The sequence below is a fragment of the Streptomyces sp. NPDC002181 genome, from assembly GCF_042890485.1.
Taxonomy (GTDB): Bacteria; Actinomycetota; Actinomycetes; order Streptomycetales; family Streptomycetaceae; genus Streptomyces.
Genome location: NZ_JBIASC010000007.1, coordinates 288386 through 302993, shown reverse-complemented (window position 1 = coordinate 302993; position 14608 = coordinate 288386). Strand labels below are relative to the sequence as shown.

Annotated in this window: 6 protein-coding genes; all 6 read right to left on the bottom strand. The window is 73.8% G+C overall.

Features of this window, described 5'->3' with window-relative positions; all coding sequences use genetic code 11:
• Positions 1 to 5: 5 nt before the first annotated feature.
• Positions 6 to 638 (bottom strand): RNA polymerase sigma factor, encoded by a 633-nt coding sequence (locus ACFYXV_RS19975; protein WP_389383637.1) that lies wholly within the window; start codon positions 636 to 638, stop codon positions 6 to 8.
• Positions 639 to 868: 230 nt separating this feature from the next.
• Complete coding sequence (locus ACFYXV_RS19970; protein ID WP_389383636.1) at positions 869 to 1639, bottom strand: 4'-phosphopantetheinyl transferase family protein; 771 nt, start codon at positions 1637 to 1639, stop codon at positions 869 to 871.
• A gap of 22 nt (positions 1640 to 1661) precedes the next feature.
• Positions 1662 to 3419, bottom strand: coding sequence for an acyl-CoA dehydrogenase family protein (locus ACFYXV_RS19965; RefSeq protein WP_385466437.1), 1758 nt, complete (start codon positions 3417 to 3419; stop codon positions 1662 to 1664).
• Positions 3416 to 5335: an acyl-CoA dehydrogenase family protein gene (locus ACFYXV_RS19960; protein WP_389383635.1), complete on the bottom strand. Its 1920-nt coding sequence runs from the start codon at positions 5333 to 5335 to the stop codon at positions 3416 to 3418. Before ACFYXV_RS19960 ends, ACFYXV_RS19965 begins: the two co-directional genes overlap by 4 nt.
• On the bottom strand, positions 5332 to 6954 hold the full coding sequence (locus ACFYXV_RS19955) for a PfaD family polyunsaturated fatty acid/polyketide biosynthesis protein (protein ID WP_389383634.1): 1623 nt from the start codon (positions 6952 to 6954) through the stop codon (positions 5332 to 5334). Before ACFYXV_RS19955 ends, ACFYXV_RS19960 begins: the two co-directional genes overlap by 4 nt.
• Before the next feature lie 30 nt (positions 6955 to 6984).
• On the bottom strand, positions 6985 to 14439 hold the full coding sequence (locus tag ACFYXV_RS19950) for a beta-ketoacyl synthase N-terminal-like domain-containing protein (RefSeq protein WP_389383633.1): 7455 nt from the start codon (positions 14437 to 14439) through the stop codon (positions 6985 to 6987).
• Positions 14440 to 14608 lie beyond the last annotated feature (169 nt).

The window sequence follows — 14608 nt, the reverse complement described above, 5'->3', positions numbered from 1 at the left end:
GCGCATCACTCCTGTCCGGCCTGCCCGGCCTGTCGGGCCGCCGTCTCGCGGCCTCCCCCTACCAGAGCCTTCACACGGCGCGGACCGGACACGTCCGGATGCGGCGATGCGGCGGAGCCGCACCGGGCGCGCAGCAGCTCCTGCGGGAGCCGCTCGCCGTCTTCGGCGGCGAGCAGGCGGTGCAGTCGCCGCAGGCAGCGGGTGCGGATGGGACCGACCGAGCCGACGGACATGGACAGGGCCGTGGAGATCTCGTCGTACGAGGCCGGCGGATCGGCGAGGGCCAGCATCAGGACGCCGCGGCACTGCTCGGAGAGCGTGCCGATGGCGCGCAGCGTCTCTTCCCGGCGCTGGTCGCGCAGGATGATCTGCTCGGGGCTTTCCGTGCGGCCGGAGAGCCCGTCGAGAGTGTCGCTGTCGCCGACCATGACGAGTTTGCTTCCCCGGACGAGGACCTTGAGGGATTCCCGGCGCGCGACGGTGGCGAGCCAGTCGCCGATGCGGTCGGGATCCCGGATGCGGTCGACGTTCTGCACCAGGCGGAGCCACGTGAGCTGGCGTACGTCCTCCGCGTCCACGGCGTTCATGCGGTGGCTCCGCACGACGGACCAGACCAGCCTTCCGAATCGTTCCACCATTTCGTCCCAGGAATCCTGTTCTCCCCGCGAGCACCCCGCGAGCAGTTCCGCGTTCCCTTTTCGGGGCATGAGAATTCCTCCGGGGTGGGCTGTGCGGGATACCGGGAAGTGTTCCGAAGCGGCGATTTCCATGGAAGCCGTCCCGGTCGGCAGCGGCAAGCGGGACCGGCTGTCAGCAAGCGGACCGGCCACTGGTGGACAGCGCCGGTCCGGTGTGCCGCCGCGGCAGGTCAGAGGCGCGCCGCGGCCGGCAGGAGTTCGGGGATGGCCGAGCGCAGCCGGACCGGCAGCGGCCCCCGGTCGCTGCGGTCGGCCCGGATGGCCACGCCGAGCGCGAAGCGGTCCCACACCTGGAGGACCTGTACCTGCCACAGGTCCCGTTCCGTCTCGGGGATGTCCTCGTCGACGACGGCGAGGCCCCCGTCGCGCAGCCGGTGCACGGAGAAGGCGTCGAAACCCCGGCACATGCCCATTCCGGTGGCCTTCGTGTACGCCTCCTTGGCCACCCACGAGTCGGCGAAGGCGTGCCCGCGCTGGTCCTCCCGGTTGCGGCGGAGCACCTCGTTCTCCAGCGGGGTGAACACCTTGGGGGCGAACTGCATCGCCTCGGGGTTGGCGGGAGTGGCCTCGGCGTCCACTCCCGCCGTCCGCCCGCGGACCACGATGGCGGCGATGAGGCCGTTGGTGTGGGTGATGTTGAAGTCGAGCCCCCAGGTGCAGCCCTCGACCTCGGGGCGGCCGTACATGCCGGCCCGGAACCGCCAGGAGTCGGGCGGGACGTCGGCGTAGCGGGACAGGACCTGCCGGGAGAGCAGCCGGGCGCCGAGGAAGCGCCTGCGGGCGGCGGGGAACAGGAGCCGGTCGTGCCGGGCCCGCTCCTCGTCCGTCAGCAGCTCGACACCGCCCGTCGCCTCGGCGAAACGGTCGACGTCCTCCTCGGCGAGCAGCCAGACCTCGGCCGTGTCGGCGAGCGGGTCGGCGAACGGAGCGGTGCCGTCCATGGGAGGTGCCTCCTTCCTGGAGCTACCAGTTGACGGGGAAGGACCGGAACGAGAAGAGCCGGCCCTCGCCGTGTGCGCGGTACAGCGCCTCGGCGACCACGGCGACCTCCTGCGGGCCGGCCACCCGCCGGGTGGGGTGGAAGCGCCGCAGGATCCGCTCCAGGCAGACCAGGAGCACCGCGGGCGAGCGCAGGGCCGGATCCACGGCGTCGCGGCCGTTCAGGTGGAGGTGGACGAGGGCGGCCGCGGCCGAGACGAAGGTGTACTGCTTGGCCAGGTCGTACAGTTCGGCGGACTGGCCGGCCGCCTTGCCGAGGTCGGAGAAGAGTTTGCGGTGCTCCTCGGCGATGCGGTCGAGTTCGCCGGCGATCTCGCCGGCCGTGTCCGCCGCCGCGGCCAGGCACGCGGCGTCGCTTCCGGAGGCTTCGGCCGCGGCCCGGTGCAGTGCGTCGACCGCGGAGCGCAGGGCGAGCACCGGGTCGTCCACGCCCCGGCTGAACAGCTGCTGGTCGGCGGGCTGGTAGGGCTCCATGGGGTGGGCGGGGTCGAAGAGCGCCGCGGTCCTCCCCACCGCCGCCGCCACCTTCACGGGGTCCTGGTCGACGGCGGTGGCCACCAGGTTCCCCAGCTGGAGGGCGATGTTCTTGAGGTTCACCACGGTGTTCCCGTCGGCGAAATCGGCGATCGCGAAGTCCCGGACCGCCTTCTGGAAGATGCCGTACCGGGGGTGGGTCCTCAGGTAGTGGCGGGCGCCGAGCACGGTCGCGAGCCGTGCGAGCGTCTCCTGGAGCAGGGTGGGGACGAAGTACTTCACGACCGACGACCAGATGCTCGCCTGCTCCGGCGCGAGCTGGAGGCTGCGCACGGCGCCGGTGGTCAGCGCGTCGGCGATCAGCAGGTCCGCGTAGCTCTCGACCAGCTGGAGCCGGGAGTACGGCACCTCGGAGACGGGCCCGCCGAAGATCATGCGCCGCGTGGCGAAGTCGAGGGTGGTGCGCAGCGCGGTGTCCGCGCAGCTCATGGCGATGCTGGTGATCGCCACCCGGGCGAGCTGGCTGCTCTTGAGCGCCACCTCCAGGCCCTGGCCGACCCGCCCCACGACCGCGGAGTCCGGTACGAAGCACTCGCGCAGCCGTACGCCGCTCATGTCCAGGCCGCGCAGGCCGTGCAGCGGGTCGTGCGGCAGGGGCTCGCACGCGCCCGGTGAGAGCGTTCCCTTCTCGACGGCGAACACCGTGTAGCCGCCGGGGCCGCCCTTGTCGGAGGTACGGGCGAAGACCATCACCACGTCGGCGACGGTGGCGTTGCCGATCGTCCACTTCTCGCCGTCGAGCAGCCAGCCCCCCTCGGTACGGCGGGCGGTGGTCTCGTTGGCGAGGACGTCACTGCCGTGCCTGCGTTCGGACAGGCCCCAGGCCAGCTTGCGGCCGCTCCTGATGACGTCGGCGAAGTGGCGGCGCTGCTCGGGGGTGCCCGCGGTCCACACCGACATGTAGCTGAGGGTGGTGATGACCATCGCGGTCGCGGTGGTCGGGTCGCGGCGCGCGACCAGCCGGTAGAGGTTGAAGCCGTCCTGGACGTGGACGGCCCGGCCGCCGGCCTCGACGGGGATGATCCAGTCGTACAGTCCCCAGGAGGCGAGCAGGTCGACGAACTCGTGCGGGTACTCCTCCCGTTCGTCCATGTCGAGGACGCGGCTGAAGGGCATGGGGCCGTCCTGGGCGAACGGGTCGCCCAGGTGGCGCTCCAGATCGGCCATGAGGGCCGGCAGATCGGTCATCGCGGGTCGGCCTCCTCGTTCCTGTCGTCCGTCGGGTTCTTCGCGCTGTCCGCGCTGTTCTCGTCGTGCTCGTCGTGCTCGTCGTTCGCGTTCTGCGGGACGGAGTCGCTCAGCCGCACCGGGAGGGCGGTGAACAGCAGCCCCGCCCCGTCGAGGGCGGCGGCCAGCCGGCCGGCCGGGGCGAGGTCCCGGCCCGCCGCGGTGCGCGGGTCCCGCCCGTCGGCGAGGGCCGCGAGCAGGGCGAGGACCGCGGTGAGCCACCCCGCGTCGCCGGGGGCGGCGGCGTAGAGGCCGCGGCCCTCGCGGTGGTACCACCAGGCCAGGGCCGCGGTGGCGGCCGCGTGGAGCACGCACAGGCGGTCGGCGAGGTCCAGCGGCTCCGCGGAGGCCTTCGCCGACCGGGTGCGGTCCCGCTGCGCTTCGGCGGCGCTCGCGGTCACGGCGGCCAGTGCGGCCCGTACCCCCGCGACCAGCTCCGCGGCCCGGGCCTCGCCCCGGCCGACCAGTTCGGCGGCGATCGCGTCGGCGTGCGCCGCGAATCCGAGCAGGACGTCGTCCTTCGGCCGCACCCCGAGGTCGAGGCCGGCGGCCCGCAGCTCGGGGAGCGATGCCCGGTCGCCCAGGTCGAACAGGGCGCGGAGCCGCTGTTCGCGCTCCGGGTCGGCCGCACCCCCGGACCCCGCGGCGTCCGCGAACGCCGGCGCGTACGAGGGGAGGTGCATCGCCAGGGCGCGCAGGTTGCCGAGGACGCTGGTGTCGATGACCGCGACCATCGCGTTGTCCCGTACCGCCTTGTCGAGCACCCCGCCCGGACCGTCCCGCAGGACCGACCGGGCGCCGACCACGGCGCGTGCACGGGTGACGCAGGAGGCGGTCAGGCGCGTGGCGACGTGCTTGACGACCGAGGACGCCAGACCGAACGCACCGGGTGCGAGGTGCACCTGGCGCGCGGCGACCAGCACCGCGAGGTCGGTGGCGATCAGTTCGGCGGCGGCCAGGGCGAGTTCACGTGATCCGTACGGCGTGTCCGCGACCGGTACGCCGCCCGTACGGTGCCCGCGGGCGAACCGGAGCGCCGTGCGCAGCGCCGTGTCGGCGGTGGCCAGACAGCCGGCCGTGCTCATCAGCCGGACGATCTGCTGGGCGCGCAGCGCGCCTTCCAGACCGCTGCCGACGTCCCCGACGACCGCGTGCGGCGCGACGGCCAGTCCGTCGAACTCCAGGTCCGCGAAGTCGATGCCGCGCATCCCGGTGGTGCGCTGCGGCGCCGCCCTGCGCACGCGGGGGTCGGCGAGCTCCTCGGGTCCGAGCAGCACGGCCGTGAACGCGCCGGCGCCCCGCTCCGAGGTACGGGCCACGATCACGGCGGCGTCGGCGGTGTTCGCCCGTCCGACGAGCCATTTCGAGCCGTGCAGGGTGCCCTCGCCGGTCAGCCGGCAGGTGTTGGCGAGCACGTCGCTGCCGGCCTGCTCCTCGGACAGCCCGAAGGCGATCGTGCGGCCCTCGCGCAGCCAGCCGGCCACCAGCCGGTGCTGGTCGGCCGTGCCGGCGGCGAGGACGGTCATGAGGGCCGAGATGCTGAACATGGTGGCGGGCATGACGTTGACGTCGCGGCGGGCGCAGACGCGGACCAGGATCTGGGCGTCCTCGAAGGAGCGCAGGTTCCCGCCGAGGGAGGCGGGAAGGTGGCACAGGTGGAAGCCCTCCGCGCGCAGCAGCTCCTCGGCCTGCCGGGGGTACGCCTCTTCGGCGTCCCGGGCCGCGCCCGCCGCGAAGCCGAAGGGGTTCTCCGGCGACCAGGGGTCGCCGAGCCGGCCGTCCAGGCGCTCGGCTTCGGCGTGGGGCCCGGCCGGCTCGGCGGGGGCCGCGCCGGGCACGCGGGCGCGGCCGGCGGCGGGCGGGCTCGCGACCGTCACCGTCCCACCCCGACGGCGCGGTCGAAGGAGGCCGTGTCCTCGGGGGACGGCCGCGTGGTGATGCCCGCGGGGAAGGCGATGCCGGCCGCCCGCAGCATGGCGAGCCGCTGGTGGAACGCCGCACCCGTCATGATCTGCCGGGCCACGTCGGCGACCCTGCGGTGCTCGGGCGCGGCCAGGTAGGTCCCGCGGACCCATGCGTTGAAGCTGCCCATCGCCGGTCCGCACCAGATCTGGTAGTCGACGGCGCGGTCGGCCTCACCGGTCTTCGCCCAGCGCGAGGCCATCCCCAGGTACCAGCGGAAGACGAGCGCCGCCCGCCGCTTGGGGTGCCCTTCGGCCCGGACGAGCTGGTCGGGGTCGCGGCGCCGGAAGTACTCGGCGGTCTCCTCCCAGACGCTCTCCAGGGGCCTGCGGAAGATCTGCTTCTCCACCCGCTCGCGCACGTCGGCGGGGATCTCCTCGATGCCGTCGTACGTGCGGTAGAGCTCGTAGAGCTGCTTGGCGCGCATGGGGAAGAACGTGCCGCGCTTGAGGACCTGGAGCTCTACGCCCATCTCGAACATGTCGGCCGCCGGGGCCATCTCGAAATCTGCGATGCCGGCCTGGGCGAGCATCTGCTTGACCTGCGCGGAGGTGCCGGCCTCAAGACACGACTGGTTGACGGATCCGGTGACGATGTAGTCGGCGCCCATGGCGAACGCGGCGGCGGCCGCGTCCGGGGTCCCGATGCCGCCGGCGGCGCCGATCCGTATGCGCTCGGGGTAGCCGGCCTCCTGCATGATCGCGTCGCGCTGCCGCATGATCACCGGAAGCAGGGCGGGGAGCGGCCGGCGGTCGGTGTGTCCTCCCGAGTCCGCTTCCACGGTGATGTCGTCGGCGAGCGGTACCCGCGGGGCGAGCCGGGCCTGTTCCTCGGTGATGAGGCCGTCGGCGAGCAGCTGCCGCACGATGGCCTCCGGCGCGGGACGCATGAAGAGCTCGGCCGTCTCGGTACGGGAGATCTTGGCGATGACCCGGTTGGCCGCGACGACTCCGTGCGGGCCTCCCGCGCGCAGACCGGCCAGCCGGTAGCGGACCAGGTGCGGGGTGAGTTTGAGGAAGGCGGAAGCCTCCACGCAGGGCACGCCGTACGCGAGGAAGAGGTCGACGGCGGAGCGCTCCAGGCGGTCCTCGCTCGGGCTGTGGATCAGGTTGCAGGCGTAGCCGAGGCCGGGGATCTCGTCGCGGAAGCGGATCAGGGCCTTCTCCACCGCCTCGGGGAGCAGTCCGGCCGCCCCGTACGAGCCGAGGAAGCCCGCCCGGGCCATGGCGACGACCATGTCGGCGGAGGCGATGCCGTTGGCCATGGCACCGCTCATGTAGGCCTGCCGGATGCCGTGCGCGGCGAGGAAGGCGGCGCTGCCGAGCCGTTCGGGGCCGAGCGGCGGTACGGCGGCGACGATCTCGTGGGGGCCGTCGGCGGTGACCTGCCCGCCGGCGGCCGCGCCCAGCCCGTACGGTCCCCGCACGATGTGGACGGGCTCGTCGAGGCGCATCAGGGTTTCGTAGACCCCGGTGTCGCCGACGGCCGGCTCTCCCGGCCCGGTCCACCTCGGGCGGTACTGATCGCTGGTCATGCTGCGTCTCCTGTCGGTCGTGCGCGGGGATCAGACCTGGTCGTGGTGGATCTCGATGCCGATGCCGCCCAGCTGGTAGATCCGCAGGGTGGACTTCCAGACGCTCGCGTCGCCGATCAGCCGGATCCGGCCCGGCTCGCGGACCACGTCCTTGACGTGCACGTCGAACTCCATGTCGGGGTCGTCGCGCAGGATCTGGCCGCGGTACGACCAGGTCGTCTCGGTGCCGGAGAGGAGGGCGAAGCGCGGGTTGACCAGGCCGTCGGTGAGTCCGGTCTCCACGGCGTACACCTGGAGGCCCTGGAGCAGTGCCTCCACGCCGAGCGAGCCGGGCATCACCGGGTCGCGGTGGAAGTGGCAGGAGAAGTACCAGTCGTCGGGGCGGATGGAGCGGTGTCCGCGCAGGTACCCGCGGCCGTGGTCGCCGCCGGCGGGGACGACGTCGATCCACTCGACCAGGTCGAGGTGGCCCGCGCCGAGGCGGGGGGCCTGCCGGGCGGCCTCGGCGGCGCGGTAGCCGGCGAGGTCGACGCGGCGGACGTCCGCGGGGCGCGGGGAGGACCGGTCCAGCCAGGGCAGCACGTGCTTGCCCTTGTCCAGGCCGACCTGGTTCTCCAGGGCCTTCGCGCTGAAGTACCCGAAGAGCGACTCGCCCGTGTAGAAGACCTCGCCGTCCGCGGAGAGTTCGTAGCGGTAGTTCTGGAGGATGGAGCCCGGCATCTGGTCGCTGGAGAGCAGGGTCGAGCGGTGCTGGATGGTCTTGCCCCGCAGGTCGATGTCCTTGACCAGGGTGGCGCGCCCGTCGAGGTTGCGGATGCTGAACTGCTCTTCGGGGAAGGGCAGGGTGGCGCCCAGGTAGTAGCCGAGCAGGATGGCCGCCTGGAGGCTCGACTCCATGTACACGCAGTTGGGCATGGACGGGTGCCCGTTGTGGGCGTAGTACCAGGCGTCGTCCGGGGAGTCGTACTCGGTGACCATGACGGCCCCGCGCTTGAGGACGCCGCGGGTGCCCTCCAGTTCCATGACGCGGTCGACGAAGAGGAAGTCGCCGTTGGGGATGTACGGGGCGCGGCTGTCGGCGTAGACCTCGAACTCGGGCCCCATCGCCGTGGCCAGGTCCCCCTTGGCCGCGTGCGCCATGTGGAACTCGTTCAGCAGCGCCGGCCGGCCGGTGGCCGGGCTCAGGCGGCCGAGGAAGTGCGCCACCTTGCCGCCGGCCTCCGGGCGGTACGGGGTGCCCGGCTTCTCCACCAGCCGGATGCCCAGGCCGGTGACGCTGATCGACGCCTTGCCGTCCCTCAGGACGACCACGTCGGCGGTGATCGACGGGCGGGGCAGCAGGGTGAGCGAGGTGATGTCGACGCGGTACTCGATCTTCTCGGTGTCGGGGGTGATCTGGCCGCGGACCTTGACGTCCGTCTTGAGACCGGGAACGGGCTGGAAGCGGGAGTCGGGGAAGGACAGGTGCAGGCCGAGGGAGAGGGCGTACACCTCCAGGAGCTGGACGGCCCCCTCCGCGACGAGCGAGCCCGCGAGGACCGGGTCGTCCGGGAAGTGGCTGGTGAAGTACCAGCCGTCCGGGACGAGGTGCTTCACGGCCTCGATCCGTCCCAGCCCCGAGGGGCCGCCCTTGCGGTCGAGGAGGGTGATCTCGTCGGCCATGCGCAGCCGCTCGGTCGGGAGCCGCAGGGAGGTGTTGCAGTCGGCGGGCTGGCGGTGCGCCGGGCCGAACACCTCGGCGATGCGCCCCTCGGCGAGCCGTGCCAGGTCCCCGGCGGTGAGCGAGGTGCGGTCGGTGCGGGCCAGCGGCTTGAACGCGCTGGAACCGGAGAAGGTGCCGCCGCCGGCCGGCGGGCGGACCTTCGCCTGGAGGATGCCCAGGGAGCTCTCCAGTTCCTCGTCGGTGAAGAAGCCGGCGCAGGCGTTGTGGAGCTTGAGGATCAGCTCGCCGTCGGCGTAGCAGTCGTAGTGGAAGAAGAAGAGGAGGGTGTCGCCCTGCTGTACGAACTGGTCGATCCAGATGTCGTAGCGCAGGGTCTGGCCGACGCGGGGCAGATCGCCTTCGAAGCTGAGGGTGCTGTCGAGCAGCCGGTAGACGCGGTCGCCGCGGTTGGTGAAGTCGGCGCCGAGGTAGCTGATCAGGAGCAGGTCGCACTGGCCGGCCTCGATGGTGACGGCCGGGGGGACCTGCCCGTCGACCGCGTACCAGGCGTCGACCGGTACGTCGTACTCGGTCCGGATGAACGAGGGCTTGAACTCGCCCGGTTCGGCCTCCAGGGCGGTCACCCTGGTCGCGAAGTGGTAGGGCGGGGCGGGGAGGCGGACGCGGCGGCGGTACCCGTCGATCTCGGCGAAGCGCGGGCCGAAGACGTTGCCGATCTTTCCGGTCGCGAACTCCAGGAGGTCGTGCTCGTCCCAGACGACGCCCTCGGGCTTGGGAGGGCGGGGGGTCTGCGGCGCCGGGGCCGCCGGGGAGGCGGCAGGCTTCGGGGACGTCGGGGCGGGCTCGCCGGCGGAGAGCAGGGCGACGAGCTGCTCACGCAGGTCGCGCTGGGCCCGGAGCACCTCCTGGTGCGCCTCCAGCATCTCGCTGCGGAGCCCGCGCACGAGGGTGGCGGCGGTCTCCTCGCCGGCCCTCGCCGGGGTCCGCGCGGGCTGCGGGGCGGGCCGGGGCGCATCGGTGGCGGTGCGCCCGGGCGGGGCGTCGGGGGTGGTCGGGCGCGGCCCGGCCGGCGGCAGGGCGGCGCCGGCCGGAATCATCGTGATGGGCTCCCGTTCCAGTGCCAGGGCTGGCGCCGGCGACTGCGCGGAGGGGTGGGTCGGCATCGCGGTGTCCCATTCCGTGGTGGTTGCGGAGCCTTGGGCAGGCGCCGGATCGGCAGTGAGGAGGCCCTGCGCCCCGGCGGCGGGAGCGGCCTCCGCCAGGCCCGCGCCCGCCGGCGCCGCGAGCGGGGCGGCGGGTCGGGCGGACAGGGCTGCGGGGATGGTGGCGGGCGTGGGGGCGGGGGCGGGCGTGGCGGCGGGGATGGCGGTGGGGATGGGCGTGGCAGTGGGGGTGGGCGTGGGGGTGGGCTTGGGGGTGGGCTTGGCGGGGCTCGGGGTGGCGGCGGGGCTCGGGATGACGGTGGGGGCGATGGAGACCGGCGCGGACGGCCGCGCCGGAGCGGCCGCCAGGCCTCCCACGGTCGGAGCCGCGGCGGCCGCCACCAGGGGCGGGACCGGGGCGCCGCCCGTGGGGAAGACCCGCAGGCCCGGCGAAGGGCGGGGGCCGTGCGGCAGCGGGGCGAAGGCCCCGAGGTCCACGGGGATGCCGTGGGCGGCGAGGCGGGCCGCGAGGCGGGCGATGTCCGTCGCCCCCCGTGCGCCCCGCCGGTCGACCGACACCGCCAGGTGCGGCTCCCCGGCGAGGGTCTCGTGGATCCAGCGCGCGCAGGTGCTGCTGGGGCCGACCTCGATGAAGCAGCGGTAGCCGTCGTCGTGGGCGCGCCGTACCAGCCGCGGGAAGTCCACGGTCTCGCGCAGCGTCACGGCGATGTTCCCCGCCACCGCGTCCGCGTCGAAGTCCGTCACCGGCGCGTAGTGGCGGCTGCTGTAGAGGACGAGGTCCCCCACGTCACCCGTCGGGTAGCGGTTGAGGTCGGCGAGGTCGGTCAGGACGCCGTCCACCACGGGGCAGTGCATGACGTGGTTGGCGGGCGAGCGGGCGCTGCGGCACGCCAGCTCGGCGATCAGGTCGCGGCACTGTCCGGGATCGCCCGCGACCACCGTCTCCTGCGGTGTGTTGACGTGGGTGATGAACACCCGCTCGTAGCGCGGCAGGGCCGCCCGTACGTCCTCGGCCGGCGCGAGCAGCACGTGCGTGGCCCACACCTGCGCGTCAGGGACCTCGTCGCCCAGACCCCACAGCGCGCGCACGGTCCGCTTGGGTCCGCGCAGCATGTCGTCGAAGAGCGGCGAGGCACTGATCTTCTCGTCGCCGCGCGCGCTCTTCACCCAGCCGCCGGTGGCGAAGAGCATGCTGCTCTCGCCCAGGCTGTAGCCGAAGGCGCCGTCCACCGGGACGCCCAGGACCTCCCGCACCAGGTCGGTGGAGAGCAGGGCGTAGCTCGTGCCGGCCGCCAGCATGAGCGGGATGTCCTCGACCAGTTCCCCTTCGAGCCCCATCAGCTCGCGCCGGCCCAGCGGCTCGCGCGAACGGGGGTAGAGCGCCGCGGAGCGCAGGAGTTCGGCGGGGCGTTCGGCCTGGGCCTCGAAGCGGGGCAGCAGTCCGGGGAAGGCCCGGAACATCGAACGCCCGAGCCCCAGGTACGAGTTGAAGGCCCCGGGGAAGACCAGGGCGACCTTGGCGCCGGGACCGAGGGGCCGCGCGGTGAAGCAGCTGCCCGACGGGGAGGACCATTCGCCGCCCGACCGCCACACGCCGGGCAGGTCCTTGATCGCCTGGTCGATCTGCCGGACGAGTCCGGCCGGGTCGTCGGCCACCAGTACGGCCTTGACCTCGGCCGGCCGGTCGGCGAACTCCGCCCACCAGTCCGGGGTCCCCCCGCCGTCGGTGATCACCGTGCGCAGCCGGGCCAGCCGGCCCAGCAGTCCGTCGAAGTCGTCCGCGGCGACCGGTACGACCAGGCTGCCGCCGGAGCGGCTCCAGTCCGCCTCGGTGATCTCGCCGCGGACCCCGCCACCCGTGAGCACGAGGTGGGCGTGGCTGCCGGCCGTGCCGACGACGCTGACGGAGGCGGCGCGCCGGCCGTCGCGGTGGGCGCGCAGCCAGGGACGGGAATCGGCGGCCAGGAAGAAGGCCGAGCCCTCGGGCGCGCCGGCCCCGATCCCCTCCGGGGCGACGGGGAAGTAGGCGTGGTGCAGGCAGAGCGCGGCCCGGATGAGTCCGGCGAGCCCGGAGGCGCATCCCGTGTCGCCGACGGCCGCGCGGACCGAGGACAGGGCCGTGCGCAGCTCTCCGCCGGCCCTGTCCGCGGTCCAGACCCGGGCGAGAGCGTCGACTTCGGCCGCGTGCCCGCCGCCGGCCTCGACCAGCTCGACGTCCGCCGGGCCGAGACCGGCCGCGGCGAGCGCGTCCTGGGCGGCCCGTTCGACGAGTTCGCCGCGCACGTCGGGGGTGACGTCCGGAGCGTGGTGCAGGGCGATCGACTCGACCGTGGCGTACACCCGGTGTCCCTGCGGCACCGCCTCCGGCCGGGTGACGACGACGGCGCCGGCGCCTTCGCCGAGGATGCGCAGCCCGTCGCGGACGGTTCCCGGTTCGAGCAGCTCGCGCGCCAGGGTGTTCTCCGGTCCGGCGGCCAGGTCGACCGCGCCGACGAGCACGGCCTCGATGGTGGGGTCGAGCAGCAGCAGCCGGGCCACGTCGAGGGCTTCGACGCCGACCGCGCTGTCGGAGGACAGCGTGAAGGACGGGCCGGTGAGGTTCCACAGGGAGGAGACCCGGCTGGCCATGATGTTGCCGATGTAGCTGAGGACCTCGTTGGGCTCGATGGAGTCGTGGACGCCGTCGCGCGCGGCGCGGGTGAGGGCCGCCAACTGCTCCGGGGAGGGCTCGACGCCGGCGGCCGCGCACCATTCGGCGAGCTTGCGGCCCAGTTCGTAGCGGGAGCCGTGACCGTGCGCGCTGGGCTCCATCTCCATGCCGATGACCACGCCGATCCGGCGCGGGCCGGAGCCGGCCGCGGCGGCACCCGGGCGCTTGCGCTCGTACCCGGCGTCGCGCAGCGCCTCGTCGGCGACGCGCATCATCAGCAGCTGCTGCTGGTTGAAGTGGTCCAGGTCCTTGGGCGGGATGCGGTACGAGGTGGTGTCGACCTCGAAGTCCTCGATGTAGGCGGCGCGGGGGGCCGCGTCACCGCCCAGGCCGGCCCGGTCCAAGGGGCCGTCCTCCACGGTCTCGAAGCCGCGCCAGCGCTGTTCGGGCAGGTCCCGCACCGCGTCCAGCCCCTCGTACCCCGCACGTTCGAACGCGTCGAGGGTGGCGTGGCAGCCGAAGTGGGCGCCCATGCCGATCACGGCGAGCGGCGGCGGCTCGGCGGCCCCGGTCGCGCCGGCAGCCCCGGTCGACTCGGCCACCCCGGTCGCTCCGGTCGACTCGGCGGCCCCGGCCTCCGGTGCCGACAGCACGACGTGGGCGTTCGTACCGCCGAAGCCGAACGCGGAGACGCCCGCCCGGCGGGGAGCGCCCGGAGCCGGGTCGGGCCAGCTCACGGCCTCGCGCACGACCCGGTCGGCGATCGTGTCGGGCAGCGGCCGCTCGACACCGATGGTCGGCGGTATGACGCCGTTCGACAGGGACAGCACGACCTTGAGGAGGCTGGACATGCCGGCCACGGTCAGCAGGTGGCCGATGTTCGCCTTCACCGAGCCCAGCAGCGGGCCCCGGCCGAAGAAGGCCTCGGCCCCCGCCAGTTCGGTGGTGTCGCCGAGCGGAGTCCCGGTGGCGTGGCACTCCAGGTACTGGATCGCGGACGGGTCGACGCCCGCCTCGCGGTAGGCGAGTTCGTACGCGGCGAGCTGCCCGGCCTCGTTGGGCGCGAGGAGGTGCTTGCCGGGGCCGTCGTTGGTCAGGGCGAGGGCGTCGATGACGGCGTGGATGCGGTCGCCGTCGCGACGCGCGTCGGCGAGCCGCTTCACCGCGATCATCGCGGCCCCCTGCCCGGTCACGATGCCTCGGGAGCGGGCGTCGAAGGGCTGGCTGAAACCGTCCTGCGGGTAGGCCCTCAGGTCGGAGAAGGAAAGGTGGATCACGGTCGGATCGGGTGCGCAGACCCCGCCCGCGAGCATCAGGTCCGCGCGTCCGGTCTCCAGGTGCGCGCAGGCCAGCTTCAGCGCGTACAGGGCGGAGGAGCAGGCGGCGTCGAGGGTGAACCTCGGCCCCTCCAGGCCGAGGGCGGCCGCCACGACGCGGGCCGGCATGCCGCCCGCCCAGAGGTTGTGCGCGGTGACCGCACCGGGCTCGGGCGAGCCGCCGGACGCGACCGCCCCGGCGGGGACGGGCAGTCCGGCGTCCGCGAGGCCCCGGGCCACGGCCGAGTCCCAGAACTCGCCGGCGAACCGTCCGGAGGCCGGGGTGGGGAACGGATAGTTCCCGAACACCACCCCGGTCCTCCGGCCCTGCCGGCCGGCCGCGGTCGGGGGATGTCCCGCGTCGGCCAGTGCGTCCCCGGCCACCCGGAGCGCCCAGTGGAACGAGCGGTCCAGACCGGCCAGGTAGTCGGAAGGAAGGAGGTAGCCCTCCGGATCGAAGCCCTCGGCACCCGTGGCGTTCTCGTCGTACGTGCGCAGGAAGCCGCCCCGGGTGCAGTAGATGCGGTGTCTGTCCTGCGGGTCGGTCTCCCGGGTCTGCGGGGAGTGCCCGAAGATCCGGTCGTCCCCGTCGGTGCGCGAGTCCACGCCGCCGATCAGGTTGCGCCAGTAGGCGTCGGGTGTTCCCGCCCCCGGAAAGAGGCAGGCCAGGCCGACGATCGCGTACTTGCCCATGATTGGGTCAGCCTCCGGGTGTCCGAATGGATCGGTTCGGGAGTCGGGGTCGGGAGTCGGAGTGGGGTGGGGCGGGGACCCTGGGTCGGGACCCTGTCGTTCGGGTGGGCGCGGGTCCGGGCCCGGGCCCGGGCCCGGAAGGATCCGGGCCCGGACCCGCGTCCGAGGG